At 62.7% G+C, this 25,771-nt stretch carries 31 protein-coding genes; 14 read left to right on the top strand and 17 right to left on the bottom strand.

Features of this window, described 5'->3' with window-relative positions; translation table 11 throughout:
* Positions 1 to 285: 285 nt before the first annotated feature.
* Both X727_RS148710 and X727_RS148715 read right to left on the bottom strand, forming a co-directional pair.
* Positions 286 to 1,095, bottom strand: coding sequence for a L,D-transpeptidase (locus X727_RS148710; protein WP_023834441.1), 810 nt, complete (start codon positions 1,093 to 1,095; stop codon positions 286 to 288).
* A 175-nt stretch (positions 1,096 to 1,270) separates the two neighbouring features.
* Positions 1,271 to 1,933 (bottom strand): haloacid dehalogenase type II, encoded by a 663-nt coding sequence (locus X727_RS148715; RefSeq protein WP_023834440.1) that lies wholly within the window; start codon positions 1,931 to 1,933, stop codon positions 1,271 to 1,273.
* A 168-nt stretch (positions 1,934 to 2,101) separates the two neighbouring features.
* Between X727_RS148715 and X727_RS148720 the strand changes: the two genes are divergently transcribed.
* From X727_RS148720 to X727_RS148735, 4 genes are all read left to right on the top strand, one after another.
* Positions 2,102 to 2,980, top strand: a complete 879-nt coding sequence (locus X727_RS148720; RefSeq protein WP_023673688.1) for a branched-chain amino acid aminotransferase — start codon at positions 2,102 to 2,104, stop codon at positions 2,978 to 2,980.
* 105 nt (positions 2,981 to 3,085) lie between these two features.
* Positions 3,086 to 3,688, top strand: a complete 603-nt coding sequence (locus X727_RS148725) for a superoxide dismutase (protein ID WP_023699276.1) — start codon at positions 3,086 to 3,088, stop codon at positions 3,686 to 3,688.
* Positions 3,689 to 3,847: 159 nt separating this feature from the next.
* Positions 3,848 to 4,285, top strand: coding sequence for a cytochrome c (locus X727_RS148730; protein WP_023834439.1), 438 nt, complete (start codon positions 3,848 to 3,850; stop codon positions 4,283 to 4,285).
* 9 nt (positions 4,286 to 4,294) lie between these two features.
* On the top strand, positions 4,295 to 5,245 hold the full coding sequence (locus tag X727_RS148735) for a cytochrome c (protein ID WP_023834438.1): 951 nt from the start codon (positions 4,295 to 4,297) through the stop codon (positions 5,243 to 5,245).
* A 20-nt stretch (positions 5,246 to 5,265) separates the two neighbouring features.
* Here the strand turns inward: X727_RS148735 and X727_RS148740 are convergent, their stop codons facing one another.
* The 3 genes from X727_RS148740 to X727_RS148750 all read right to left on the bottom strand — a co-directional run bounded on the left by X727_RS148740 (position 5,266) and on the right by X727_RS148750 (position 8,572).
* Positions 5,266 to 5,655: an SET domain-containing protein-lysine N-methyltransferase gene (locus X727_RS148740; RefSeq protein ID WP_023673684.1), complete on the bottom strand. Its 390-nt coding sequence runs from the start codon at positions 5,653 to 5,655 to the stop codon at positions 5,266 to 5,268.
* Positions 5,656 to 5,801: 146 nt separating this feature from the next.
* Positions 5,802 to 6,428, bottom strand: a complete 627-nt coding sequence (locus tag X727_RS148745) for a LysE family translocator (RefSeq protein WP_023673683.1) — start codon at positions 6,426 to 6,428, stop codon at positions 5,802 to 5,804.
* Positions 6,425 to 8,572 (bottom strand): S9 family peptidase, encoded by a 2,148-nt coding sequence (locus X727_RS148750; RefSeq protein WP_023673682.1) that lies wholly within the window; start codon positions 8,570 to 8,572, stop codon positions 6,425 to 6,427. Before X727_RS148750 ends, X727_RS148745 begins: the two co-directional genes overlap by 4 nt.
* A 114-nt stretch (positions 8,573 to 8,686) precedes the next feature.
* Here X727_RS148750 and X727_RS148755 point away from each other — a divergent pair, with 114 nt between their 5' ends.
* Entirely contained in the window at positions 8,687 to 9,061 is a 375-nt protein-coding gene (locus X727_RS148755; protein ID WP_023673681.1) for an SH3 domain-containing protein, read from the top strand.
* 412 nt (positions 9,062 to 9,473) lie between these two features.
* Complete coding sequence (locus X727_RS148760) at positions 9,474 to 9,899, top strand: MucR family transcriptional regulator (RefSeq protein WP_023673680.1); 426 nt, start codon at positions 9,474 to 9,476, stop codon at positions 9,897 to 9,899.
* 126 nt (positions 9,900 to 10,025) lie between these two features.
* On the opposite strand, the gene X727_RS148765 is transcribed toward X727_RS148760, so the two are convergent.
* Together X727_RS148765 and X727_RS148770 are read right to left on the bottom strand one after the other, a co-directional pair.
* Positions 10,026 to 10,454, bottom strand: a complete 429-nt coding sequence (locus tag X727_RS148765) for a SufE family protein (protein WP_023684547.1) — start codon at positions 10,452 to 10,454, stop codon at positions 10,026 to 10,028.
* Between the two features lie 117 nt (positions 10,455 to 10,571).
* Positions 10,572 to 10,940: a DUF5330 domain-containing protein gene (locus tag X727_RS148770; protein WP_023732038.1), complete on the bottom strand. Its 369-nt coding sequence runs from the start codon at positions 10,938 to 10,940 to the stop codon at positions 10,572 to 10,574.
* A gap of 532 nt (positions 10,941 to 11,472) precedes the next feature.
* On the opposite strand from X727_RS148770, the gene X727_RS148775 reads away from it, so the two are divergent.
* The 3 genes from X727_RS148775 (at position 11,473) to X727_RS148785 (ending at position 14,402) form a co-directional block, all read left to right on the top strand.
* Positions 11,473 to 13,218 carry a HAMP domain-containing sensor histidine kinase gene (locus X727_RS148775; protein ID WP_023732037.1) on the top strand — a complete coding sequence of 582 codons (1,746 nt, stop codon included), beginning with the start codon at positions 11,473 to 11,475 and terminating at the stop codon, positions 13,216 to 13,218.
* On the top strand, positions 13,193 to 13,981 hold the full coding sequence (locus tag X727_RS148780; protein ID WP_023732036.1) for a peptidoglycan-binding protein: 789 nt from the start codon (positions 13,193 to 13,195) through the stop codon (positions 13,979 to 13,981). The genes X727_RS148775 and X727_RS148780 overlap by 26 nt, the downstream gene beginning before the upstream one ends.
* A 73-nt stretch (positions 13,982 to 14,054) precedes the next feature.
* Positions 14,055 to 14,402, top strand: coding sequence for a DUF1491 family protein (locus tag X727_RS148785; RefSeq protein WP_023698568.1), 348 nt, complete (start codon positions 14,055 to 14,057; stop codon positions 14,400 to 14,402).
* Here X727_RS148785 and X727_RS148790 read toward each other — a convergent pair.
* The 4 genes from X727_RS148790 to X727_RS148805 form a co-directional block, all read right to left on the bottom strand.
* Positions 14,389 to 15,399 (bottom strand): DUF2336 domain-containing protein, encoded by a 1,011-nt coding sequence (locus X727_RS148790; RefSeq protein WP_023732035.1) that lies wholly within the window; start codon positions 15,397 to 15,399, stop codon positions 14,389 to 14,391. The genes X727_RS148785 and X727_RS148790 overlap by 14 nt on opposite strands.
* A 396-nt stretch (positions 15,400 to 15,795) precedes the next feature.
* Positions 15,796 to 16,344: a DUF1254 domain-containing protein gene (locus X727_RS148795; RefSeq protein ID WP_023732034.1), complete on the bottom strand. Its 549-nt coding sequence runs from the start codon at positions 16,342 to 16,344 to the stop codon at positions 15,796 to 15,798.
* A complete protein-coding gene (locus X727_RS148800) occupies positions 16,337 to 16,921 on the bottom strand; it encodes a DUF1214 domain-containing protein (protein ID WP_023732033.1) in 585 nt (194 codons plus the stop codon). Before X727_RS148800 ends, X727_RS148795 begins: the two co-directional genes overlap by 8 nt.
* A 73-nt stretch (positions 16,922 to 16,994) precedes the next feature.
* Positions 16,995 to 19,154, bottom strand: coding sequence for a penicillin-binding protein 1A (locus tag X727_RS148805; protein ID WP_023684539.1), 2,160 nt, complete (start codon positions 19,152 to 19,154; stop codon positions 16,995 to 16,997).
* Between the two features lie 127 nt (positions 19,155 to 19,281).
* Between X727_RS148805 and X727_RS1000000169040 the strand changes: the two genes are divergently transcribed.
* Both X727_RS1000000169040 and X727_RS148815 read left to right on the top strand, forming a co-directional pair.
* Complete coding sequence (locus tag X727_RS1000000169040; protein ID WP_023727644.1) at positions 19,282 to 19,587, top strand: glycine cleavage T C-terminal barrel domain-containing protein; 306 nt, start codon at positions 19,282 to 19,284, stop codon at positions 19,585 to 19,587.
* Positions 19,569 to 21,122 carry a trimethylamine methyltransferase family protein gene (locus tag X727_RS148815; RefSeq protein ID WP_023732032.1) on the top strand — a complete coding sequence of 518 codons (1,554 nt, stop codon included), beginning with the start codon at positions 19,569 to 19,571 and terminating at the stop codon, positions 21,120 to 21,122. The genes X727_RS1000000169040 and X727_RS148815 overlap by 19 nt, the downstream gene beginning before the upstream one ends.
* A 12-nt stretch (positions 21,123 to 21,134) precedes the next feature.
* On the opposite strand, the gene X727_RS1000000168545 is transcribed toward X727_RS148815, so the two are convergent.
* From X727_RS1000000168545 to X727_RS148825, 3 genes are all read right to left on the bottom strand, one after another.
* The gene (locus X727_RS1000000168545; protein ID WP_023687237.1) at positions 21,135 to 21,299 is read right to left on the bottom strand and encodes a hypothetical protein; all 165 of its coding nucleotides are present in this window, start codon (positions 21,297 to 21,299) and stop codon (positions 21,135 to 21,137) included.
* A gap of 133 nt (positions 21,300 to 21,432) precedes the next feature.
* Positions 21,433 to 23,061, bottom strand: coding sequence for a chaperonin GroEL (groL, locus tag X727_RS148820; protein ID WP_023687238.1), 1,629 nt, complete (start codon positions 23,059 to 23,061; stop codon positions 21,433 to 21,435).
* A 64-nt stretch (positions 23,062 to 23,125) separates the two neighbouring features.
* Positions 23,126 to 23,488 (bottom strand): co-chaperone GroES, encoded by a 363-nt coding sequence (locus tag X727_RS148825; RefSeq protein ID WP_023834437.1) that lies wholly within the window; start codon positions 23,486 to 23,488, stop codon positions 23,126 to 23,128.
* 246 nt (positions 23,489 to 23,734) lie between these two features.
* On the opposite strand from X727_RS148825, the gene X727_RS148830 reads away from it, so the two are divergent.
* Both X727_RS148830 and X727_RS148835 read left to right on the top strand, forming a co-directional pair.
* Positions 23,735 to 23,998 carry a hypothetical protein gene (locus X727_RS148830; protein ID WP_023670169.1) on the top strand — a complete coding sequence of 88 codons (264 nt, stop codon included), beginning with the start codon at positions 23,735 to 23,737 and terminating at the stop codon, positions 23,996 to 23,998.
* A complete protein-coding gene (locus X727_RS148835) occupies positions 23,995 to 24,261 on the top strand; it encodes a DUF1488 domain-containing protein (protein WP_023670170.1) in 267 nt (88 codons plus the stop codon). Before X727_RS148830 ends, X727_RS148835 begins: the two co-directional genes overlap by 4 nt.
* 43 nt (positions 24,262 to 24,304) lie before the next feature.
* On the opposite strand, the gene X727_RS148840 is transcribed toward X727_RS148835, so the two are convergent.
* Both X727_RS148840 and X727_RS01000000164765 read right to left on the bottom strand, forming a co-directional pair.
* The gene (locus tag X727_RS148840; RefSeq protein WP_023670171.1) at positions 24,305 to 24,496 is read right to left on the bottom strand and encodes a hypothetical protein; all 192 of its coding nucleotides are present in this window, start codon (positions 24,494 to 24,496) and stop codon (positions 24,305 to 24,307) included.
* Positions 24,497 to 24,547: 51 nt separating this feature from the next.
* Complete coding sequence (locus tag X727_RS01000000164765) at positions 24,548 to 24,712, bottom strand: hypothetical protein (RefSeq protein WP_245265722.1); 165 nt, start codon at positions 24,710 to 24,712, stop codon at positions 24,548 to 24,550.
* Between the two features lie 217 nt (positions 24,713 to 24,929).
* Between X727_RS01000000164765 and X727_RS148845 the strand changes: the two genes are divergently transcribed.
* Positions 24,930 to 25,337: a DUF3168 domain-containing protein gene (locus tag X727_RS148845; protein ID WP_023670173.1), complete on the top strand. Its 408-nt coding sequence runs from the start codon at positions 24,930 to 24,932 to the stop codon at positions 25,335 to 25,337.
* A gap of 6 nt (positions 25,338 to 25,343) precedes the next feature.
* Here X727_RS148845 and X727_RS148850 read toward each other — a convergent pair whose 3' ends face one another.
* Positions 25,344 to 25,730, bottom strand: a complete 387-nt coding sequence (locus tag X727_RS148850; RefSeq protein ID WP_023743734.1) for an ester cyclase — start codon at positions 25,728 to 25,730, stop codon at positions 25,344 to 25,346.
* Positions 25,731 to 25,771: the final 41 nt, after the last annotated feature.

The following is a 25,771-nucleotide window of genomic DNA, read 5'->3' as shown; positions in this document are numbered from 1 at the left end:
CCCCCGCCATCAATGATCTAATGAAATGTATGTCTCTGCAATCATACTCCCGTCTAATATACATCAATCGGTAACGAAACACAGCAGCGTCGAGATTGACAGGGCATGGCCGCCCCGATTGCAGCGGCTCCATGGTTCGTCTGGACGTCTTTTTTGGCCTCCTGTTGCCGGCATTGCATATCTTGGATGCGAACCCCAGGCATTCGCGTAAAGCTATCGGAATCCTGGCGGGGGTTTGCCGCATGGAGCGGCGAACCTGCCGCTTCATGACATCGATGAAGTCGATCAGGTCACCGGGCCGAGCAGGACCGAGCCATCCGGCACCCCGCCATCGATCGGGATGGCTCTGCGGTTTGCGCCCGCCGCCATCGGCTGGCCGATGTCGGACGTCACGATGACCGGGCTCTTCGACGGCACGCGGTCGTAGAGGTCGATGATGTCCTGATTTATCAGGCGCACGCAGCCTGACGAGACGGATTTGCCGATCGAGTTCCATTCCGGCGAGCCATGCAGGCGGTAGAGCGTGTCGACGTTGTCGTGGAACAGGTAGAGCGCGCGGGCGCCGAGCGGGTTCTTGAGGCCGCCGGGCATGCCGCCGTTCTTGGCGCTGTATTCTTCCAGTTCAGGCTGGCGGGCAACCATCTCATCGGGCGGCGTCCATTTCGGCCATTTCTGCTTCCACTGGACGACGGCGTCTCCCGACCATTCGAAGCCGGCGCGGCCGAGGCCGACGCCGTAACGGATCGCCTGGCCGCCTTCGCGCACCAGATACAGGAAATGGTTGGTCGTATCGACGATGATGGTGCCTGGCCGCTGGCCGGTCGGATCGGGAACGATCTGGCGCAGGAACTGCGGGTCCATCTTCTTGATCGGGATGGCCGGGAGCTCGAACCCGCTGTCGGAAATCGGGCCGTACATCGTCGCATAGTCGCCGAGCGGCGGCTCGTCATAGGTCGGCGGTGGCGGTTCGACCGGCGCCGGCGTCGGTCCGGTGGTGGTGCAGGCGGAGACCGCAATCGAAGCGGCGCCAAGGGCTGCAGCATTCAGAAAGCCGCGACGGCTCAGGCGATAGGGGTCGATTCCGGTCTTCAACATGGTTGCCTTTTTTAAGTCTCGAATCGCAAGAAAGCGTGAATGCCTTCAAGCGGCGCAGTGGTCGGCCTCCCCCAATGCCTGACGCGATAGGCGGTTCCGATTCTGGCCTGAGGGTGGACAAACAAAGGCGAAGCTGTGACCGCCCTGCCACTGTTGCTCGAAGGCAACAGAGTGATCAGCCGCCGGTCAGCAGGCCTTCAAGCGACGGCAGGATCAGCGCCGGCGGGAAATCCCGGTATTCCTCGGGCTGGTTGGCGCGGTTGATCCAGACGGTGCGAAAGCCGAATTTGGTGGCGCCGGCGATGTCCCAGCGGTTGGACGACTGGAACGAGACGGCGCCCGGATAGAGCCGCCAGCCCGTCGCCACCATGTCGTAGGTCGACGGGTCGGTCTTGAAGCGCCTGACGGCGTCGACCGAAAAGATATCGTCCAGCACCTGGTCGAGGGCGGCCGACTTGACCGCCGCTTCCAGCATCTCGGGCGAGCCGTTGGACAGGATCGCGAGCTTGGCGCCGGATGCTTTCAGCGCCTTGAGCACGGCCGGCACTTCCGGATAGCAGTCGAGCCGCCAATAGGCTTCGAGCAGCTTGGCCTTCAGTCCCTTGTCGGCGGAGGGAACCTTGAGCAGGGCGAAATCGAGCGCCTGTTCGGTGAGCTGCCAGAAATCGGCATAGCCGCCCATCAGCGTGCGCACCCAGGAATATTCCAGCTGCTTGGCGCGCCAGATTTCCGAAAGCAGCGGGCCGTCGGGGCCGATCTCGCCGTCGTGACGGCGCACGGCGGCGTGCACGTCGAACAACGTGCCATAGGCGTCGAAAACGTAAGCCGCGTAATGCATGGCGACAGTTTTGAGGGCAGGCGGCGCAAGGTGCAAGCATCGATTGTAGTCTTGATCGCTTTCTTGGGGCGCTCTGGCCTCAACAAAAACCGCTCCATGCCGGTTGACGGCGCCGGTCAAAGCATCTTCCAATGCTTGGCACAGGCAGCTTTGAAGCGGAACCGAACAATGACACTGGCGACTGCGGCGCTATCGGCGACATGGACCTTCGTCGACGGCGACTGGTACGAAGGCAACGTCGCCATTCTGGGTCCGCGCAGCCACGCCATGTGGCTCGGCACCAGCGTCTTCGACGGCGCCCGCTGGTTCGAAGGCGTCGCCCCCGATCTCGAGCTGCATGCCGCTAGGGTGAACGCATCGGCGACCGCGCTCGGCCTCGCGCCGTCGATGAGCGCCGATGAGATTGTTGGACTGACCTGGGACGGGCTGAAGAAGTTCGACGGCAAGACAGCGGTCTACATCAGGCCGATGTACTGGGCCGAGCATGGCGGCTACATGGGCGTGCCGGCCGATCCGGCCTCGACCCGTTTCTGCCTCTGCCTTTACGAATCGCCGATGATCTCGCCGACCGGCTTTTCGATCACCGTGTCGCCGTTCCGGCGGCCGACCATCGAGACCATGCCGACCAATGCCAAGGCCGGCTGCCTCTATCCCAACAATGGCCGCGCCATTCTCGAAGCCAAGGGACGCGGCTTCGACAATGCGCTGGTGCTGGACATGCTGGGCAATGTCGCCGAGACCGGAACCTCGAACATCTTCCTGGTCAAGGACAGCCACGTGTTGACGCCGGCGCCCAACGGCACCTTCCTGTCCGGCATCACCCGCTCGCGCACCATGACGCTGCTTGGCGATTACGGCTTCAAGACCACGGAGAAGATGCTGTCGGTGCGCGACTTTCTCGAAGCCGACGAGATATTTTCGACCGGAAATCATTCCAAGGTCGTGCCGATCACCCGCATCGAGGACCGCGATCTGCAGCCCGGGCCGGTGGCCAAGAAAGCGCGCGACCTTTATTGGGAATGGGCGCATTCGACTTCCGCCGGTTGAGCCGCTAAAAGGCAATTGGCGCTTCATTCCGGAGTTGTTCCAGATCAATGCAGCCCTATCTTAATCCGGTATCCGCACCGGATTTTTCCATGAGGAGTATGACCGATGGCTTTTGAATTGCCCGCCTTGCCCTACGACTACGAGGCCTTGCAGCCTTACATGTCGAAGGAGACGCTGGAGTATCACCACGACAAGCACCACAAGGCTTATGTCGACAACGGCAACAAGCTGGCCGCCGAAGCGGGCCTTGGCGATCTGTCGGTCGAAGAGGTGGTCAAGCAGTCGTTCGGCAAGAATGCCGGCCTCTTCAACAACGCAGCCCAGCACTACAACCACATCCATTTCTGGAAGTGGATGAAGAAGGGCGGCGGCGGCAACCAGCTTCCGGGCGCCCTGCAGAAGGCTTTCGACGCCGACCTCGGCGGCTACGACAAGTTCAAGGCCGACTTCATCGCCGCCGGCACCACGCAGTTCGGTTCGGGCTGGGCCTGGGTCTCGGTCAAGGACGGCAAGCTGGCGATCTCCAAGACGCCGAACGGCGAGAACCCGCTCGTCCATGGCGCATCGCCGATCCTCGGCGTCGATGTCTGGGAACATTCCTATTACATCGACTACCGCAACGCGCGGCCGAAATATCTCGAGGCCTTCGTCGACAGCCTCATCAACTGGGACCATGTCCTTGAAATGTACGAAGAGGCGAAAGCCTGATCGACCCAGAGAAGCCCCGGTACTCCGGGGCTTTTCTTTCTCAGCTGAAGCAGCAGGCACACAAAATTCGGCAGAATCCGGCCGGCGGACAGGGAATAATCCCGGCCCGCCCTCCGTTAACGTTAGGTCGCGACCCCTCATCATCCTGGAGCCAATTGAATGAGAAAGCTTGTTATCGCCATCTCTATGCTCAGCCTCGCCGCCTCGGCGGCTTTTGCCGACCCGATCCTCGACCGACAGGGACTGATGAAGGAACGCGGCAAGATTGTCGGCGGCCTGTCGAAAATCGCCAAGGGCGAGGCAGACTTCGATGCCGCCGCCGTGCTGACGGCGCTGCAGGCGCTGCAAGTCAATGCCGAGAAGTTCGATGTCGACGCGCTGTTCCCGGCCGGCAGCGACAGCGGTGATACCACCGCCTCGCCCAAAATCTGGGAAGACATGGCGGGCTTCAAATCGACCGAGGACAAGTACGTCGCCGACGTCAAGGCCGCAGTCGCCGCCGCACCCGCCGATGTCGATGCGCTGAAGGCGCAGATCGATACGCTCGGCAGTGATTGCGGCACCTGCCACAAGACCTATCGGGTGAAGAAGAGCTGATCCCGGGCAATGCCCTTGTGGAAAAAATTTGTCGGCGCCGCCCTTGTCCTGGGCGTCGTCGGTGCCGGCGCCGGCTGGTTCCTGTCGGCGCCGGTCAAGCTCGACACTGGCACCCTGGCGCAGCTCGGCCCCGGCGACGCCGCCAGGGGGAAGCGCATTTTCAATGCCGGCGGCTGCACCTCCTGTCACGCCAAGCCGGGCTCGCAAGGCGACGGCCGTTTGCAACTGGTCGGCGGCCTCGAGCTCAAGACGCCGTTCGGCACCTTCGTGCCGCCCAACATCTCGCAGGATCCCAAGGACGGCATCGGCGCCTGGACGGTCGAGGACCTTGCCAACGCCATGCTGAAGGGCGTGTCGCCGTCGGGCGAGCATTTCTATCCGGCCTTCCCCTACACATCCTACGCCCGCATGAAGCCGGCTGATATTGCCGATCTCTATGCGTTCCTGAAGACGCTGCCGGCGGTCGCCGGCAAGGCGCCGGACAATTCCCTGAGTTTCCCCTTCAACATCCGCCGCGGCCTCGGCCTGTGGAAGCGGCTCTATCTCAGCAAAGAGCCGGTGATTGCCTTTGCCGATGGCACGCCTGATCCGGTACTCGCCGGCCGCTATCTGGTCGAGGGGCCTGGCCATTGCGGCGAATGCCACACGCCGCGCGACATCACCGGCGGCACCAGGAAGAGCCAGTGGCTGGCTGGCGCGGCGGCCGCCGAAGGCAGCGGCATCGTGCCGAACATCACATCGGGCGAAGGCGGGCTCGGTGACTGGTCGGAAGCCGACATCGCCAACTATCTCGAAACCGGTTTTACCCCTGATTTCGATTCGGTCGGCGGCGCCATGGTCGACGTGCAGCACAACATGGCCGAACTGCCGCCGGCAGATCGCGCGGCAATAGCCGCCTATCTCAAGGCGGTGCCGCCGCATCCCAACGGCTACCCGGTGCGCAGCAAGCCGGCCAAGTGATCCCGGCTACAGGTGGCGATCTACAGGTGGCGATCACCGAGGAAGTCGAAGCCCGTCTCGAAGAAATGACTGTAATTGCAGGTCAGTTCCTCGCCGGGTGCGATGTCGCGCAAGGCATAGGTTTCCTCGGGCGAGGAGACATCGCAATTCGGTTCGTCGTCATGGTTCATGTAGCGTGCGTCGTCGGCTTCGAAGACGATGTAGTTCGGATCCCGGCGGTCTGGATAGGAATAACGGTCGAGATAGTTCTTCACCGGGCCGCTCTCGCCTTCATAGGTCTCGACGTCGATGATCCGGTCGAATCTGGGGTCGAGCTTCCAGACCAGCGTGCCCTTGGCAATGTGGTTCCTGGCGAAAACCCCGATGCCCTGGATCGGTGATTTCTCGAGATAGGTGTCGACGAGCAACATAGTGGCCCCTTTGCGTATGTCATGGTCTGGAAGGTGGCGCGCATTGGGTAGCGCGCAGCCATTGCAAATGCGAGTGAAAATGAGCAGCCTGGAATTCAAAAAGTGACGACCGGCGCGCCTCGACGGGCGCGCCTTTCGCATCGACATCAGCGCTGCTGCAAGGCCAGACGGACGCCTAACGCGCAGTAGATGCCGCCAACCACCTTGCCTTGCAATTTCACCACCGACGGATTGCGGCGCAGGAACGTGCCGAGCCGGCCCGCACTCACGGCAAAGACGACTGTGCTGAAAAGGCCGAGCAGAACAAAGATTATGCCCAGCGTCATCAGCTGGAGCATCACCGATCCGTTTTCAGGCCGCACGAACTGGGGCAGGAAGGCAAGGAAGAAAAGCGCCGTCTTTGGATTAAGCACTTCGGTCAGGACAGCTTGACGAAACGCCTTGCTGGCGGAGATCGCGAGTGCACCGGCAGTAGGATCGGCCGGTATTTTCTCGATGATTGCGCGAATGCCGAGGTAAACGAGATACGCCGCGCCGATGTATTTTACGACGCTGAACAGCGTTGCCGAAGTGGCGATGATCGCCGAAATGCCGACCATCGCCATGATGGTATGGAACACATCGCCAGCCGCGACGCCCGCGCCCGTCGCGACGCCAACCCTGGTTCCGGAACTCGTCGCTCGCGCGACCGTCAAAAGCGTGGCTGGGCCTGGAATAAACACAAAGCCAAGCACAACCGCTATGTAAGCCGTCAAGGTGGATAGATCGATCATTGCGACGCCTCCGTTGCATTCTCAGCCTTGCCCGTAACCTCGGGTTCGGGCTTGGCCGTAACCTTGAGCGCGAAGGAGTAGGTATAGGCGATCTCCTCCAGCCTTGAAAAGCGGCCGGAGGCGCCGGCATGGCCGGAATCCATGTTGATCTTGAACAGCACCGGATTGTCGCCGCTCTTGCGCTCGCGCAGCCGCGCCACCCATTTGGCCGGCTCCCAATAGGTGACGCGCGGATCGGTGAGGCCGGCCAGCGCCAGGATCGGCGGATAGTCGTGATCGGCGACATTGTCATAGGGTGAGTAGGCGGCGATCGTTTGGTAATCTTCCGCCGACGCGATCGGGTTGCCCCATTCCGGCCACTCCGGCGGCGTCAGCGGCAAGCTTGCGTCGAGCATGGTGGTCAGCACGTCGACGAAGGGAACCTCGGCAACGATGGCGCCGAAATTTTGCGGCGCCATGTTGGCGATCGCACCCATCAACATGCCGCCGGCCGAGCCGCCTTGCGCGACGATGCGGTCGTGTTGGGTGTAACGCTCGGCGACGAGATGCTGCGCGACGGCGATGAAATCGGTGAACGTGTTCATCTTGTGCGCCCGCTTGCCGTCGTCATACCAGCCATAGCCCTTGTCCTTGCCGCCGCGGACATGGGCGATGGCAAAGACAAAGCCACGGTCGACCAGCGAGAACCAGTTGGTGTTGAACGCCGCCGGAATGGCAATGCCGTAAGAGCCGTAGCCGTAAAGCAGGCACGGTGCGGAGCCATCGAGCGGCGTGTCGCGGTGGTGCAGCAGCGAGACCGGCACCAGTTCGCCATCGGCGGCCGGCGCCATCAGCCGGCGCGTGACATAATGATCCGGATTGTGACCGGACGGCACTTCCTGGGTCTTCAGCAGCACACGCTCGCGGCTGCGCATATTGTAGTCGAAGACCTGCGCCGGGGTCGTCATCGACGAATAGGTGAAGCGCATGATCTCGGTGTCGTATTCATAGGACCCCGACAGGCCGAGCGAGAACGCCTCTTCGTCGAACGAGATCAGATGCTCCTCGCCGCTGCGGCGATCGCGAACGACGATGCGCGGCAGCCCTTCCTTGCGCTCGAGCCTGACCATATGATCCCTGAAGCCGACCACCGACAGGATCAGCCGGCCTGGCTCGTGCGCCACCAGCTCTTCCCAATTGGCGCGAACCGGGTCATTAGCCGGCGCCGTCATGATCTTGAAGTCCTTGGCGCCGTCGGCATTGGTGAGGATAAAGAAGATGTCGCCGCCTTCTTCCAGATCATATTGCAGGCCAGTCTCGCGCTTTGCCACCAGCTTTGGCTCGGCGAAAGGCTCATCGGCGCGCATCAGGTGATATTCCGAGGTTTCGTGATCGTTGATCCCGATCATGATCCATTCGTTGGAGCGCGTGCCGCCGACATCCATGAAGAAGCCGGGATCGGTTTCCTCATAAATCAGCCGGTCATTAAGGGGGCTGCCGCCGAGCGCGTGGAACAGCACCTTGGACGGGCGATGATTGTCGTCGAGCCTTGTGTAGAAGAAGCCGTCATCGGCGGCATTCCAGACGCCGCCACCACTGGTGGCCTCGATCTGGTCGCTCAGTTCCTTGCCGCTGGTGAGATCGCGCACGCGAAGTGTGAAGAATTCAGAGCCCTTGTCGTCGAACGCCCACAACAGCTTGCGGTGATCGGCCGAATGGTCGACGCCGCCGAGGCGGAAATAGGGCTTGCCCTCGGCTTCCGCGTCGCCATCGAGCAGGATCTGCTCATCGCCGCCATCGCGCGGCATGCGGAAATAGCGGGGCTGTTCGCCGCCAAGCTTGAAGGATGAGCCGTAAGCATAGGGGCCATCCTTCATCGGCACCGTCGAATCATCTTCCTTGATGCGCCCCTTCATCTCGCCGAACAGCTGCTTCCGAAGCTCTAGCGTATCGGCCATAAGCACTGCTTGATAGGCGTTTTCGGCTTCGAGATGGGCGCGGATGCGGCCCTCAAGCAGGGAAGGGTCCCTGAACATCGCCTGCCAGTTCTCGGCCCTCAGCCAGGCATAGTCATCTGTGCGGGTAATGCCGTGATGCGTGTCGAAGACGGGGTGTTTCTCGGGGCTCGGCGGGCTGGCGGTCGGAAAAGCTGAGGTCTTGGTCATTGCGTCTCACTGAAGAAATTACTTGAATGGCAAATGAACACGCCGATCAGCGCGGGTTCAAGGGCCGGGATGTATTGGTTGCGGCGGGCTCGGGAGATGAGCCAAAAGGAGAGGATGATGAATTTCCATATCAACACCGCTGCGGCTCTCGCCGTCGTCGCTTCGACCGTTCTGGCTTTCACCGGCCAGTCTCATGCAACCGCGTTCGCCGCTTGGCAAGTGGCTGGCGTGCCGTTCGGCGACACGCTCAACGTTCGCAAATATCCGTCCGGCACCTCGCGGAAGCAGGCCGCCTATCCTAACGGGACGATCCTGCAGATGACCGGCAAGTGCACCGGCGGCTTGAATCTTCTGGAGATCGCCGGCCAGCCGCACTGGAAACAGAAACAGGCAATTCGCTATCAATGGTGTCAAGTTTGGCACGACCCGGCGCAAAATGGTGGTTTTGTTAGTGGCTGGGTCTATGGAAAATACCTCACGCCGTATTGAATCCGGTCAGACCGAAGATCTTCTTCGGCGTGTTTCGCCAACGCTTTGCAACTTACAGTTTGGTACGAATCCGACAATCAGCCGCCCAAACCTCGAAGCATAGACCAAGCATCGCTGCCCACTTTATGAGTCCTTGCTGATTTAGCGGTGGTGTGACCTTACGTCATGCTAGTCCTGGTCCGACCAGAAAATATCGCGAAGTTACAGAGTGCACGAAAGATTGAAGCTGAAGAGCGACTATTCGATGAATATCGTTGAATATAGCGCAAGATGCGAATTGACTTACTTTGTCTGTGGGCTCATTAAGATGCCCGGACGCGAATCCATGAAGCTCTTCCCGCGTGAAATTCGCGCCATGCCCGATCTTCCAAAAAGGGCGCAAACAGAAACATCCTTCGTTGGGGCCTAAACCATGGATATCGTCGAAACACCTTCCAGAAATAGCGATGCGCTGATCGAGCTGACCGCCGATGTGGTGGCAGCCTATGTCAGCAACAATCCCGTGCCGGTCGGCGAATTGCCGAACCTTATCGCTGATGTCCATGCCGCTCTCGGGCGCGTGGGCGGAGCAAGCGAACAGCCTCCGGCCGACAAGCAGAAGCCTGCGGTAAACCCGAAGCGCTCTGTTCATGACGATTACATCGTCTGCCTTGAAGATGGCAAGAAGTTCAAGTCGCTGAAGCGCCACCTGATGACCCATTACGGTCTGACGCCCGATGAATACCGCGAGAAGTGGAATCTCGACGCCAGCTATCCGATGGTTGCCCCCAACTATGCCGCTGCCCGTTCGCAGCTGGCCAAGAAGATGGGCCTCGGCCGCAAACGCAAGGGGCGGTAACACCGGCTCCAATGGACAAGATCAACGGCGCCCCTTACGGCGCCGTTTTGTTTCTAGAACAATTCCAGGAAAACTGCCGAGCGCTTTCTCTTGGGAATTGCGTCGAAAGAAGAGAAGATAGAGCAATCAAGCAGTCTGCTTGAGAGCCATCTCGGCGTCGCGCTTGATGCGCTTGACCATTGAGCGCAGGCCATTGGCCCGCTGCGGCGACAGATGTTCGTCGAGGCCAAGCGACCTCAGCGTCGCCTCGGCGTCCGTTTCAAGGATCTGGCTGGCAGTCCGTCCCGAAAACAGCGCCAGCATGATGGCGACCAGACCGCGTACGATATGAGCGTCTGAATCGCCTGTGAAGGTGATGACCGGATCGGCGCCCGGCGCTCGGCTCGTGGTCAGCCAGACCTGGCTGACGCAGCCCGGCACCTTGTTGGCGGCGTTGCGTTCGGCGTCGGGAAATGGCGGCAGCGCTTCGCCGAGCTCGATCACATAGCGATAGCGGTCTTCCCACTCGTCGAGCAGGGAGAAGTCGTCGCGGATCGTCTGGATCGTCGTGGCCATTGCTCGGGATATAGTCATCCGCGGCTGCGGCGTCACGGAAAAAGAAGAAAAGCACCGCAGGCATCGAGAGGTCCGACCGGCCTGCGGTGTCGCTGTAGATACCAGCTGAAACGGTGTTTAGTTCTTCGCCACCAGCTTGGCAGGTATGTTGACTGTCGCCGGCAGCACGATGTCCTCGGCGACGCTGCCGGTGGCCAGCGATGTATCGGGCGAGGTCTCGGCGCTCTTGTCGTCCAGCATGGCGGCGGCGATCTTGGCGGTTTCCTTGGCCCGGGCGCTGATCGTATGCATCGCCGACTTGCCGGTTTCGCAGACGTCCGGCTTACGCTCGCAAATGCCGGCGATGTCGCCGACCGCTTCGCGCGCCGCAAAAAGCGCCTGGAACGGCCCGACGCTCTCGCGGCCATCCTCGTCGGGGCCGACGGTCAGCGGCAGCGCCAGCAACACCAGCGAAAACCAGAACGCCATTCTTATCAAAAAGCCCATCGATCTGCCCTCTCGTCCAATGACCGGATCATGCGTCCATGCGCAATGACCTCTTTATATCAGCGACAATGGCACATGAGGCGCAAAGGACGGCTTTCTTGCTCAGTGAAAATTTTCCTCAAATTTTAGGCAAATTCGAAGCGAGGCGTTTTGCAGTGCATTAGCCTCAAATGCCGCCAATTTTCTTAACCTTGCAGTAACCATCTAAGCGATTGTTGCGCATGGATATCTTCAGAAGAGCAGGCATGCCGGCTCAGGGTTTCGCAGCCACGGGCACGCCCTTTGCACATAACGCTCCGTTTACTATGGCTACAAATGGCGGTGCATTCCGGTGCCGGCGCTCCAATTTTTGCCGCAGCGCGCTCGTTGTTCCGGTCAGCCTTATTCATTCCTTAAACGCTGGATGCGAGTTTCAAACAAGCAAAAGCGACCTGCAACGCAGGGGCAGTCACGACCGGGTGCGAGTGCGTTGAGTTTGACAACTGCCAGATATATTGAACTGCCTGGCGCGCTGGCGGCCGGTTGCGAACGCATGGTCCATCCGGCCATCATCGGCCAGGGCGATCGCCTGCGCCAGCGCCGGTTCATCGGCATCATGCTTGCCGCTCCGTTCTTCGCCGCCGGTGCGGCGGTGACACTGGTCACCTCGGGCATGGGCGCCGCCGTCACCGTCGCAACCATTTTCGCCGCCTTCGGTCTTTGCTGGTTCGCCGCCTTGCTGGTGGCGGCGTCGGGCAAGATGACGCTGGCAGCCCAGGTTGCCCTTGCCGCCGGCGGTCTTGCGCTTGCCGGCGCCGTCGCGGCAGCAGGCGGCCTGGCGTCGCCGGTTGCGCTGCTGGCCCTGGCACTGCCATTCGAGGCCTGGTGGATCGGCGGTTCAAAGCGCGCGGCACTTTGGGGCGGCCTCTCGGCCTTGGCCGCAATGCTGCTGCAGCCCTTTGTCGCCTCTGTCGTCCCGCTCGGCGGGGCGCAAGTCGCGGCGTGGCACTGGCTGCTGCCGCTCGCCTGGGGCCTGACGCTGGTTCCCCGGCTCGCAGCCCTAGGCGATGCCGCACGCGCGCAGCCCGCGCTGCTTCCAAACGACCGCCTTGAAGACATGATCGACGCCGTTGTCCTGCATGTCGCCCGGCATGGCGAGGTCCTGGATGCCTCAGCCAAGGCGCGCACCATCCTGAAGCTGCCGCCGGAACTGCTTTTCGGCGCCGGGCTGTTCGACCGCATCCACCTGTCCGATCGCGTCGCTTATCTCAGCGCGCTTGCCGACATGCGCGATGGCGCCCTGGCGCGCCGGCTCGATCTTCGGGTAAGGCTGCCGCAGGACGGCAGCGCCTCGACGGCCGACAATTACCGGCCATTTCAGCTCGAACTGATGCGTGCCGAAGAGCAGCAGGAGACCTTCACTCTGCTGCTGCGCGAGAACGACGAGACTGCCGAATTGCGCGACGAGCTTGCTGCCGCCAATGAGGCCGCAGCGTCGGCCGAGGTGGCAAAGGGCCGCTTCCTGGCGGTCGTCAGCCATGAGCTTCGGACGCCGCTCAACGCCATCATCGGTTTTTCCGACATGCTGCTGCATGAGATGTTCGGCGGCTTCAAGGACCCGCGCCAGAAGGAGTATGTCGGCCTGGTGAAGGAGTCGGGCCAGCATCTGCTTGCCGTCGTCACCTCCATCCTTGATGTCTCGAGGATCGAGGCCGGCGCCTACGCGACCGAGCCCGAACCGTTCCGATTCATCGAAGCGGTCGAGATGTGCCAGTCGATGATGCAGCTGCAGGCGAATGCCAAGAACATCGGTCTCCAGGCGCAGATTGCGCCGGACGCCGGGGAGATCAATGCCGACCGTCGTGCCGTGCAGCAGATCCTGATCAACCTCGTCTCCAATGCGGTCAAGTTCACGCCCGATGGCGGCAATGTCGTCGTCGGCGCCAAGCGGATCGGCTCGCGGCTGCATTTCTGGGTCAGGGACACCGGCATCGGCATCGCCGAGGAAGATTTTGTCAATCTCGGCAAGCCGTTCATGCAGATCCAGAACGACTATACGCGCCGCTTCGAGGGCACCGGGCTCGGCCTGTCGCTGGTCAAGGGCCTGGTGGCGCTGCACGACGGCACGATGTCGATCGAAAGCATGCCGGGCGAGGGGACGACGGTCACGATCAGCCTGCCGGTGAACGGGCCGAAGAGGAGCGCGACCGAGAGGAACGGCGTGCTGCCGATGCCCGCGACCAGGACGAAAGGCGACGCGAAAGGGGACAGGAATGGCTCGCTCCGCAAAACAGCCTAAGGCGGTCAAGCGCCGCAGCGGCGCGTTCGAGGCCGGCGCGATTGCGCTGGGCGGCGCGATCTCGCGCAATCCGGTCCTGGTCGGCGGCTCGACCGCCTTCCTGGTGACGCTGTTCTACGTTTCCGCCAACGCGCTGTGGTACCAGCCGTTTCCGCATGCCGGCGCCTTCTTCGCCACCCGCAGCATCGAGGGTTTTCCGCACCCCGGCGCGGACGAACCCGAAACCACCATCAACATCCTGCGGCCCGGCCCGGCTCCGGTCAAAAGCGATCCGACCGTCGAGCAGGTCCAGGGCATCCTGAAGGATCTCGATTTCTACACGGGAACGGTCGACGGCATTTCCGGGCCGAATACCCAAAAGGCGATCCAGGCATACCAGCAGAAAGTTGGCCTGCCGGCCTCCGGTGAGATCGACGCCGTCCTGCTCGACCAGCTCGGCGCCAAGCAGACAACGGCTGGCATCCCGCATCCTGTGCCGAGGCCCGTGGATATGGCCGCCGCTCGAGTTGCCGCGCCCGAGGCCGCGCCTGCGCCCATCCCGGTTTCCGCGCCGGTATCCGCCCAGGCGCCCGATGCCCGCATCGTCAAGATCCAGGCCGGCCTGAAGGCATTCGGCAATGACGACATGCAGCTCGACGGCGTCGTCGGCGCCCGCACCAAGGCGGCGATCAAGGAATTCCAGTCGCTGTTCGGCCTGCCGGAAACGGGCGAGCCCGACGAGGTCGTCTACGTCAAGATGCGCGACATCGGCCTGACCAATTGAGTGGTCAAGACGACCGCTCGCGGATAGACGAAAATCCGGCTAAGACGCCGCGCATGTCCTCCGGAGCCTCGTCATGCGCGTAACCACCGAGTTTTGGGTGTCGGCCCTGCTGCGCCGTGTTTTCGGCGCCGGCGGCTTTGCGGCCGTCGTCAAGCGCGGCGCGACCGAGGCCGGCGCTGTCTTCGTGCTCTCCCGCGGCAGGCTGGGCGACGTCTCCCTGTTCGGCCCGGCGCCGCAGACGAGCTACGATTCGGACAAACCGGATGATCGCTTTTTCACGCTGCTAGGCGCCGGCGACGATGCCGCCGCGCTTGACGCCAGGCTTGAGCGGGAGAAAAAATTCGATCCCGACATCTGGGTGGTCGAGATCGAGGCCGGAACGGTTTCCGTCGAGGAGCTTCTCTCCGTCAAGACGCCTTGAGGCTGGCCCCTAAGCTGGCTTTGTCGACGTCCGGCGCTTGGTCGCCATTCGCGGCGACAGGGGTGTTGCCGCGCACCGCTCGCGACAATGTTTCGGCCTTCCAGCCGCGCACCTTGTCGAGCGCCGCCTCGTGGTGCAGCAGCCGGTAGCGGTCGAGGAAGATGCGGATCGCCTGCGGGTGCGGAAACTCCCGGGGGTAAACCGCGACCACGATCAGGAATGCCCTGTCCTCACTGAGGTCGAGCGCCCGCAGCGCGGCGAGCAGCGAGACATAGCTCGAATGCTCGGTCAGCGACCGCGCCGTCGAGAAGTCGATATCGAGCGCGTCGGCAAGCGCGGTCTGGAAGAAGGCGGCGTTGCCGGTCAGCGCCGTCTCGCGCAGTTTGCTGTAAGTTGCTGAGCCGACGAAGGGAGTGACCGATGTCGCCTCGCCCTCGGCGAGCATCATCGAGCGCAGGCGGCGCCTGGCGGTTTCGGCGGCGCTGCCGGGCAGTTTTGGTGCGCTGGGAGCGGCGGCAGCGGCTTCGGCGCCGTCGCCCGCCACGTCGGCGATCGGCTCGGGCTGCCGCACGCGCACCAGAGTCGGCTTTTCCAGCGCCTTGATCAACTGCGCGATGGTCGGGTTCAAATCCTTGCGGCGGGCAATGGCGCGCGCATGCGGCAGGCCGTGGCGGCCGATCAACGCGATCAGGTCGATGTCGCCCAGCGCCCGCGAACGGACCAGCAAGGGCGCGCAGACATCGACCGGCTCCTCGCAAAGCCGCCGCACCAGGGCGGCCGGCGCATATTCGCATTCGGACAGGGCGGCGGCGACATAGCGGCGCGATTCGACCGGCACGCTGTCGAACAGCGGCAGCGTCAGATCCTCGAGCTGGGCGATCTCGCGGCGCGACGGGCGGGTCAGCGAGCAGAACGCCGACACCGCGGCGCGAAACAGCCTTTCGGCTTTTCCCGATTCCGTCCGTATGGCGATTTGCCTGAAATCCGAAGCTGACACGGAAGATACGCCCGACACTCGACACAACCCGGACCATGCTCAACCGCAACTGTGTCGGTTTCGCGTGAGGCCTGGAACAAACATCAAATTAGCCGCGATCCGTTAGCGCTCCGTTAACCCTCTGCCGGCCTTAATCACATTTGGAGGCGTTGCGTTGTGCTCCGGGGCAACCGAGAGGAATACGCGAACCATGGGCATGGTACTGTCTTTCGTGCCGCGATCGGCACCAGTCAATCGAGCAGTTCAGGACACCGGTACGCCGGCGGCGGTGATCATTTTTCCCGGCGTCCGCTACGAGCATCCGCCATTGGCGGGCCAGGCGCGACCGGCGGACAAGCCGGGCACACCACGGACGCCTGTTCCGCACCACTGAGTTTGCTGGTCGTCGGGCTGAGGTCAGTAGTCCTGCAGTTCGCAGGAGCTCTGGTCCAGGAACTGCGACACAACCGGCTTCCAGCTGTCGTCAGGCACGAAGGCGCGGATGACGAAGATGCCTTCCTCGATCGGCGCCTCGACGAAGATCGCCCCTTGCAGGTCTTCGGGAAGCTCCCTGCGCACGTCGATCATCTGTGCCGGCGTCAGCACCACGGTGTCCAGCTTGTTGCCGGTCGCCGTGCGGTCGTTGAATGAATAGAAATTGTGGCCGTTGCGGTCATAGACCGACACCGACCAGAACGGCACGCTGCCCGGCGCCTTGATCCGCACCATGCCTTCGGCAAGGTCGAAGCGGCAGGCGGCGGCGTAAAACAGCGGATCCACCGACTTCACCACCGGCGCGCCGCCCGCCTCGGCATCCAGCCTGGTCATCTTGTAGAGGTCGGACGCCATCGCCAGCCGTGACCAGGCATCGCGCTCGGTAAATTCCGGCACCAGCAAAAGCACCACGATGTGGACGATGCCGGCGCCGAGCAGGCCGAGCAGGATGGCGTGCAGCAACCTACGCATTGCAGCCAGCCTTGACGATCCGGGGCAGCGACACGTCGGAAAGGCCGGTGCTTGAGGCAATCGGCGTGTCGTAGAAGGTGAGCACGAAATACATCCGGCCAAAACCTTCGGTCAGAAGCCAGTTGCCGGGGGCCGGACGGTTGCCGACGGCGATGATCACCGAATTGTCGGGCTGACGCAGCACCTGGTAGGATTGCAGCGCCGCCAGCCTCGGCTTGCCGGTGTCGACCACGCCGAGCGATTGATCCGCGGCATAGAGCGTCCAGAACCGGGCTGTGGGGAAACTGCCCTCGATCCTGTAGTCGCATTGCCGCTGAAGCTCATTGCCGGCCGCATCGCGCTCGGCGATGAAGGACAAGCCCTCGGCCTTGCCGAGCGCCAGCACGCCTTCACGCGCCACGCGCGCCTTCGAATAGGGGTCGGCATCTTGCGTGCCGATCTCGGGAAAGGCGGTCCATTCGCCGATGCTGATCGCGCCGACGCCGCTCTGCGCCTGCAGCGCATACCAGACGCTGCCGCCGCCGAGGCCGATGGCTATGGCAAGCGAAAGCAGCGTGAAAAAGGCGGTCTTGAGCATGAAGAACCGGGACGAGTGAATTATCGTTGGGGGATATAGCGGGGCAGGCCGCAGAGCAAGCAGCGCTGTGGAATCAAAGCGCCGACAGGGTCTCCGGTGTCTGCGGCGAGCCGAGCACGGGCGCGGCCTGGAACACCTTGGTCATCTCGCGCAGCGTCTGTGTCGTGCGGCTGGACAGCACCGCCGGGCGCTCGGCCGCGGCATCCGCTGCTGCCTGATCGGCATTTTTCTTCTCCGCTTCCTCGGCCTTGGCCGCGATCTCTTCGTCGACGAAGGGTTTGTCTAGGCCGGGGATCGGCTTCAGGTCGATATTCTGGTGCGCGTAGACCATCAGCCGCTGCCACACCATCGCCGGCAGCGTGCCGCCGGTCATGTTGCGGGTCGGGGTGAAGTCGTCATTGCCGAGCCAGACGGCAGCCGTGTAGTTGCCGGTGAAGCCGACGAACCAGGCGTCGCGGTAGGATTGCGTCGTCCCCGTCTTGCCAGCGACGACGATGTTGGGCAGCTGCGCGCGCCGCGCGGTGCCGATCGCCGGCACCGCAGCCAGCATGGTGTTCATGTATTTCAAAGCCTGTTCCGACAGAACCCGATGCGGCGCCGGCGCATCCTTGGCAAAGTCGTAGACGACATCGCCGGTGCGGGTGACGAGCTGGGTGATGCCGTGCCGCGAGCCGGCGAAGCCGTTCTGCGCGAACACGCTGTAGCCCGTCGCCTGGTCCATGACCGTCATGCCCGATGTGCCGAGCACCATGGTCTTGTGCGACTCCAGCGGCGATTCCACGCCGAATGATTCGGCCATCGCCTTGATCGGGCCGATGCCGAGATAGTCCTTGGCCAGCCGTACCGGCACGGTGTTGATCGATTTGGCGATCGCCGTGATCAGCGTCACATTGCCGGCCGAGCCGCCATTGTAATTGTGCGGTGACCAGCCGCCCCAGCTGATCGGCCCGCCTGAGACGACGGAGTCCGGGGTGAACCCGTGCTCCATGGCGGTGGCGTAGACGTAAGGTTTGAACGAGGAGCCGGTCTGGCGCAGCGCCTTGGTGGCGCGGTTGAACTGGCTTGCGCCATAGTCGCGGCCGCCGACAATGGCGCGTACCGCGCCATTGGTCTCGATCACTACAACGGCGCCCTCGGTGACGTTGTATTCCTTGCCGAACTGGCGGAGATGGAATTCGACGGATTCCTCCGCCGCTTTCTGGATGTTGGCGTCGAAAGTGGTGTGGGCGACCAGCGAATGCTGGCCGGGCTTGGCGATTTTCTTGACCTCATCGAAGGCCCAGTCGAGGTAATAATCCGGGCTCTTCTGCTCGCCGCGGTCGACGATCTCGGCTGGATGCAGCCTTGCCTGCAGCACCTGGCCTTCGGTCATGAAACCGGAATCGACGAGGTTCGACAGCACCACATTGGCGCGAGCACGGGCGGCGGGCAGGTTGATGTGCGGGGCGTATTTGGTCGGCGCCTTGAACAGGCCGGCCAGCATCGCCGCCTCGGCGAGGTTCAGATCCTTGACGCTCTTGCCGAAATAGAAATCCGCCGCCGCCTCGATGCCGAACGTGCCGCCGCCCATATAGGCGCGGTCGAGATAAAGCTGCAGGATCTCCTTCTTCGACAGATTGGCCTCCAGCCACAGCGACAGGAAGGCTTCCTTGATCTTGCGTTGGAAGGTCCGCTCATTCGACAGGAACAGGTTCTTGGCCAGCTGCTGGGTGATGCTGGAGCCGCCCTGGACGACGGAATTGGCCCGCACATTCTCGAAGATGGCGCGCGACAGGCCGAGCACGTCGATGCCGTAGTGCTCGAAGAAGCGCCGGTCCTCGGTCGCCAGCACTGCTTTGATGACATGGTCCGGCATCTCGTCGACAGGCACGGAATCGCGCTGGATGATGCCGCGCTGGCCAATCTCGTTGCCGTAGCGGTCGAGGAAGGTGACGGCGAAATCGCCCTGACTGCGCCAGTCGCCGGTGGTGATCTGGAAGGCCGGCATCGCGAGTGCGAGCAGCACGACGACGCCGCCGGCGCCCATCGTAAAACCTTCGCTCAGCACCTCGATGATGCCGCGTCGCCAGCCGGTGACTCGGAAGCGCCGCGAAAAAATGGTCGCCGATTCCCAGAACTGGCCGGCCTTGAAGCCGATTTCGTAGAGCGAGGAATCGATCCACGCGTCCACCGCCAGCAGTGCGGCGGCGATCGGACCTCTTCGTCTTGGACGTCGTTCTAAAGGACTGGCCATTCCCGAAACTCACCCCACCCACCTGAGAACCGCAAGCGGGCAATTTCAGGGCGGGCATACCCGGCGAAGACTATTCTTCCATTTCAGCCCGGCTCACAAGGGCAGCCAGGCCACACCGCACGGTTTGTTGAGCGCCGCCCGGATCGTGACGCTGGAGGTCGACGCCGTCGATGCCGACGCCAGTGGCTTCGAGCCAGTCTGGCACAAGGGCCGGCGCGTCGGCTTCGTCGCCTCAGCCGGCTATGGCTACACAATAGGCAAAAGCGTCGCGCTGACGTTGCTGGGCGACGAATTCGCCGGGGAGGGGACCGCGCTTTGGGTGCACATTGTCGGCGTCGAGCGGCCGGCGCGAATTATTCCGGCCTCGCCATACGACCCCGAGGGCAGGCGATGCGGCAATGAGGAGTTTTGGCCATGGTCGATGACATTATAAGGGAGACCAGGCGCGAGCGCCGGCGCGGGCACACCGGTGAGGCCGGCAGCGGGTCAAGCCGCCACCCGAACTATCGCTCGCTCAAGAACCCGTTCCTGCCGCAGCCGGTGTTTTCGGACGACCAGGTCGCGGCCATCCACGACACGGCGTTGCGCGTGCTGGAAGAGCTCGGCATCAAGGTGCTGCTGCCGGAGGCACGGGCGATCTACGCCAAAGCCGGTGCGCTGGTCGACGAGGACAGCCAGATGGTGCGCATCGGCCGCGATATTGTCACTGCGGCACTGGCCTCGGCGCCGAAATCCATCCGGGCGCTGGCGGGCAACCGTAGCCGCGATCTCATGCTGGAGCTCGGCTCGATGACGTTCCTGGCCGGAGCCGGGGCGCCCAACGTCACCGATCTCGAACGCGGACGGCGTCCGGGCACGCTCGCCGCTTTCGAAGAACTGACCAAGCTTGTTCAGAATTTCGACGTGCTGCATATGCTCGGCCCCTGGATCGAGCCGCAGGATGTCGACAACCATTTGCGCCACTATGCCGTCAACCGTGCGCAGCTGACCCTGTCGGACAAGTTCCCCTTCGTCTTCGCCCGCGGCACGCCGCAGGTCGAGGATGGGTTCGAGATGATCAGGCTGGCGCGCGGGCTCTCGCAGGACGAGTTCCTGGCCGGCGTCCATTGCTACACCGTGATCAACACCAATTCGCCGCGCCAGCTCGATATCCCGATGGCGCAAGGCATCATCGACTTCGCCAGCGCCGGCCAGGTCTCTGTCATCACGCCCTTCTGCCTGGCCGGCGCCATGGCGCCGATCACCGTCGCCGGCGCATTGACGCTGCAGCATGCCGAGGCGCTGGCTGGTCTCGCGCTGGCGCAGATGGTGCGGCCGGGCGCACCGGTGGTCTACGGATCCTTCTCCTCCAATGTCGACATGAAGTCCGGCGCACCGGCCTTCGGCACGCCCGAGCACGTCAAGGCGACGCTGGGCGCCGGCCAGCTGGCGCGCTTCACCGGCCTGCCTTGGCGGTCCGGCGGCGGCAGTGCGGCCAACATTTCCGATGTGCAGGCGGCGCACGAGACGCAGTTCGCGCTGTGGGGCTCGGTGCTTGCCGGCGCCACCGTCTGCATCCATGCCGCGGGCTGGCTGGAGGGTGGCCTCAGCGTCTCCTACGAGAAGCTGATCACCGATATCGAGGCATTGCAGACGGTTGCCGAACTCTGCGCTACGACCCCCGGCGACGAGGATTCGATCGGCTTCGAGGCGATCGCTGAAGTCCAGCCGGGCGGGCATTTCTTCTCCGCCGGCCACACCATGACGCGCTACCGCACCGCCTTCTACGAGCCGCTGGTCGCCGATTGGTCGAATTTCGGCAGCTGGACGCAGTCCGGTTCGAAGTCGGCCACCGAGCGCGCCACCGGCATCTGGAAGCGGACGCTGGCCGACTTCCAGCCGCCGGCGTCGGCCGTTGCCACATCCGATGTGCTCGACGAGTTCATTGCCCGCCGCACCGAAGAGGGCGGAGCGTTGCCGGTGTCGTGAGGTTGGCAGCCGTCACGTCGGCCGCTTGTCGCCGGTCTTCGACGGCTCGCGGCGAATCGGCCCGGCATCGGCCTGCCTGTGCTTGTCGGCGGCAATCCGGCGGATGCGATCGAAGCGGCTCTCCTCCGCCGGCTTGGTCGCGGATACAGCGTTTGGCTTCGGGGCGAATGTGATCATCTGTCGATCTCCCTGTCGTTGATGACAGTCTTGACTGACTGACGGAAATTCCTGGCTCGCCGGGGAAATGTCCCCGGCAGCCTGTTCTGATTTATGCCCGCCCAGATTCCAGCGGGCAATTTTCGGGCGATGGTCAGTAGCCGCCCATGCCGCCACCGCCGCCCGCAGGCGCCGCATCCTTGGCCGGAACGTCGGTGATCATCGCTTCGGCGGTGATCAGAAGGGCGGCGATCGAGCCGGCGTCCTGCAACGCGGTGCGCACCACTTTCGCCGGGTCGACGATGCCGGCCTTGATCATGTCGACATAGACCTCGTTCTGGGCGTCAAAGCCCTGATTCTGGTCCTTGCTGTCGGACAGCTTGCCGACGACGATCGAGCCTTCGACGCCGGAATTCTCGGCGATCTGGCGGATCGGCGCTTCAAGCGCCCTGAGCACGATCGAAATGCCTGCCGTCACATCGTCATTGGCGCCAGTCAGCCCGGCCAGCGCCGATCTGGCGCGCAGAAGCGCCACGCCACCGCCGGGCACGATGCCTTCTTCCACCGCCGCGCGCGTCGCATTCAGCGCGTCGTCGATGCGGTCCTTCTTTTCCTTCACTTCAGACTCGGTGACGCCGCCGACGCGGATCACGGCGACGCCGCCGGCGAGCTTGGCCAGCCGCTCCTGCAGCTTCTCCTTATCGTAATCGGACGTGGTCTCCTCGATCTGGCCCTTGATCTGCGCGATGCGCGCCTGGATGGTCGCCTTGGTGCCGGCGCCGTCGATGATCGTGGTGGTGTCCTTCTCGATCAGTACGCGCTTGGCGCGGCCAAGCATCTCGATGGTGACGTTTTCGAGCTTGATGCCGAGATCCTCGGAAATCATCTGGCCCGATGTCAGCACGGCGATGTCTTCCAGCATCGCCTTGCGGCGATCGCCGAAGCCCGGCGCCTTGACGGCCGCGACCTTGAGGCCGCCGCGCAGCTTGTTGACGACCAGCGTCGCCAGTGCTTCGCCTTCGACGTCTTCCGAGATGATCAGCAACGGCCTGCCGCTCTGCACCACTGCTTCGAGGATCGGCAGCATCGCCTGCAGATTGCCGAGCTTCTTCTCGTGGATGAGCACGTAAGGCTCTTCCAGTTCGACGCGCATCTTGTCGGCATTGGTGACGAAATAGGGTGAGAGATAGCCGCGGTCGAACTGCATGCCTTCGACGACGTCGAGTTCGGTGTCGGCGGTCTTGGCCTCCTCGACGGTGATGACGCCGTCATTGCCGACCTTGTCCATCGCCTTGGCGATCATGGCGCCGACGCTGGCATCGCCATTGGCGGCGATGGTGCCGACCTGCGCGATCTCGGCCGACGACTTGACCTTCTTGGCCTTCGCCTTGATGTCCTTGACCACGGCGGCGACAGCCTGGTCGATGCCACGCTTGAGGTCCATCGGGTTCATGCCCGCGGCAACCAGCTTGGCGCCTTCGCGCAGGATCGATGCGGCCAGCACCGTGGCGGTGGTGGTGCCGTCACCGGCGAGGTCGTTGGTCTTCGAAGCCACTTCGCGCACCATCTGCGCGCCCATGTTCTCGAACTTGTCAGCAAGCTCGATTTCCTTGGCCACCGTCACACCGTCCTTGGTGATGCGCGGCGCGCCATAGGCCTTGTCGATGATGACGTTGCGGCCCTTGGGGCCGAGCGTGACCTTCACCGCATTGGTGAGGATCTCGACGCCGCGCAGCATGCGGTCGCGCGCGTCGGTGGCGAATTTGATTTCCTTGGCAGACATTTTTTTCAATCCCGTTGGTGTGGTGAAGCAAGCGGCTCGCCGGAGCCTGGCAAAGCCAGGCCGGTCAGGCGGCCTTCTTGGCTTTGACGCTCTTCTCGGTGACGACCGTCCCGCTCTTGCCGATATTGGCCGTCTCGCTCTTGTCGATGACGCCCATAATGTCGGCTTCCTTCATGATCAGCAGGTCCTCGCCGTCGATCTTGACCTCGGTGCCCGACCATTTGCCGAACAGGATGAAGTCGCCGGCCTTGACGTCGAGCGGAACAAGCGCGCCGTTTTCGTCGCGTGCGCCCGGCCCAACGGCGATGACTTCGCCTTCCTGCGGCTTTTCCTTGGCATTGTCGGGAATGATGATGCCGCCCTTGGATTTGACATCGCCTTCGGCGCGCCGGATGACGACGCGGTCGTGGAGTGGCCGAAACTTCATGAGAACTTCTTTCTGGGGCCGGCATAGGCGACCGCGCCGTTCTTATAGGCGTATTGGCACTCGATAGATAGGAGTGCCAAAAATTATTCGTGGCCAAAATTAAATATTAAAAAGTATTATGATGTCTGCCGGATTCGAAACGTCGCGAGGCGCCTAGATATTTCGAAAAATTGAATTTCGAGGCCAAAGCGACTATTTATATCGTAAGTTCGATTTCACCATTTCAGGCACGAGGAGATTTAGGCGATGGCCGAAGGCAATCAGAGCATCATGGAAAAAGCTGAAGCCCGCTTCATGGACAAGCAGAAGAAGACGGCCGAGCGCAACAAGGCAACCTCCGACTACATGTCCGAAGCGAGGGCCAGGGAGATCAAGACGGCAAGGCTCAGGGAATTGCGCCTGGCCAAGGAAGAGGCCGACCGCGTCGCGGAAGCCTTGAACCCGACACCGAAGAAGAAGCGGGCTACCGTCAAGAAAGCCGCCGCCGCGCCGAAGGGGGGCACGTCATGAGCCTGACATTCCCCAATCCAAGCCGCTTCTATGACGAGGCCGGCAAGCGCATCCGCTTTGTCGGCCATGACGGCATGTTCCAGATTTCCTTCTCTGTCGCCGCCGATGCCCTCTCGAAGGCGCCATCAGGGACGGCGACCGCGGAAGCCACCTATCTGGCGGCCTTCGATACCGCGTCCAGCTCCATCCATGACATTGCCAGCAAGGCCTACGCCCGCACCCGCAAGAGCATTTATGTGCTCACAGCCGCAGATTTCGGCTAGCGCGCGTTCGTCTTGCAATCAGAGCGGCTGAGATCAGCGTGCGTCAGGACTTGCGGTCGGCTTTTGCCCGCCGCTTGACGTCCCGGCTGTTCAGGCGGTCGGCCATCGCTTCCGCATCGCGCAAATTCATGGCCACCATTACCTGTTGCTTAAGCTCGACAGGCTGCCCGGTGAAGATGTCGAAGATAGTCCAGCTCTCGGGCTCGTCCATGCGCAACGCGTAGCGGTTTGCCATATCGGCATCAGGCCCTTGACATGAAAAATGCCGCCGCCAGGATCAGGATTGTCAGGCCACCACCGACAGCTTCAAGGCCAGGCCGCCATGCATTGAAAGTATCTCGCGCATGCGCAGGGCCACGGTGCTCTTCGACAGGGCGGGTGCTGCCGCAATCGCGACCGGGGGCTTGACGCCAAGCTTTCCAAAGGCCGGCAGCAGCGGTGGCGTTCGCATGAAATGACCTCGAATTGCCGGAGAAAACAGGGCTCCTCATAACACCCTTCTTGAAACTCCCCGCATGCCAAATAGAACCCGGTCCGTGAAAGGGCCATGCCGCCCGATTCGCCGCCTTCCATCAGGCGGATCGTCATCTGGCGCAATCCGTGCAACGCGGTTAGGTTGCGCGCGAAACTGAGGTTGTTCAAAGCGTGACAGGCGAACGGAGACGACGATGACGGCGCCCGGCGATTTGCTGCAAGCCTTGTTCATGAGATTGAAGAGCGATGCCTCGCTGACGGCGCTGCTCGGCGGCGCCGGGTTGCGCGAGCAGGCGGCCGACAGTGCCGCCTTCCCTTATGTGACCTATGGCAGGACCAGCGCATTCGATCTGGACACCGGCGCCGACAATGATGACGACCAGCTCATCACGCTGCATGTCTGGTCGAAGGCGCAAGGCGAGGCCGAGACGCGTCTGATCATGGACAGCATCCGGGCGCGCCTTGACGGCGCCGCTTTCGCCACCGGCTCGCGCGACCAGACCCGCCTGTCCCTGGAGTTCGCCGAGGCCCGCTACGACGAGGACCTGGCGCTCTACCACGGGGTGCTGCGGATACGCGCTCTCACCGAGCAAAGTGATTGAAGCAACCTAGATTTGCGCCTGGATCTCGGCCTTGTCGATGACTGACCACACCTCGAGGATGCGACCCTCTCCGAATTCGTAGAAAACATTCTCAGCGAACGACACGCGCTTGCCGTTCACCGGCAGGCCGAACAGCACGCCCTTGGGATGACAGTCGAAATGCAGGCGCGCCGCCACGCGCGGCGGCTGGCAGACCAGCAGTTCGATGTTGAAGCGGAGGTCGGGTATCGCCTCGAAATCGCCTTCGAGCATACGGCGATAACCCGACAGGCCGAGCATTTCGCCATTGTGCTGCACCTCGTCGCCGACAAAGTCTCCAAGTTTCGCCCAGTCCTGGGCATTCAGGCAAGCGATATAGCCCCGGTAAAGGTCGGCAAGGTGTTTATCCGTCATGGCGCACTCCGATGATTTGACGTTTTCCCGCGCTATTTAGG

Source organism: Mesorhizobium sp. L103C105A0 (genome assembly GCF_000502215.1).
In the GTDB taxonomy this organism is placed as follows: domain Bacteria; phylum Pseudomonadota; class Alphaproteobacteria; order Rhizobiales; family Rhizobiaceae; genus Mesorhizobium.
This window is presented reverse-complemented; position numbering and strand designations above follow the sequence as displayed.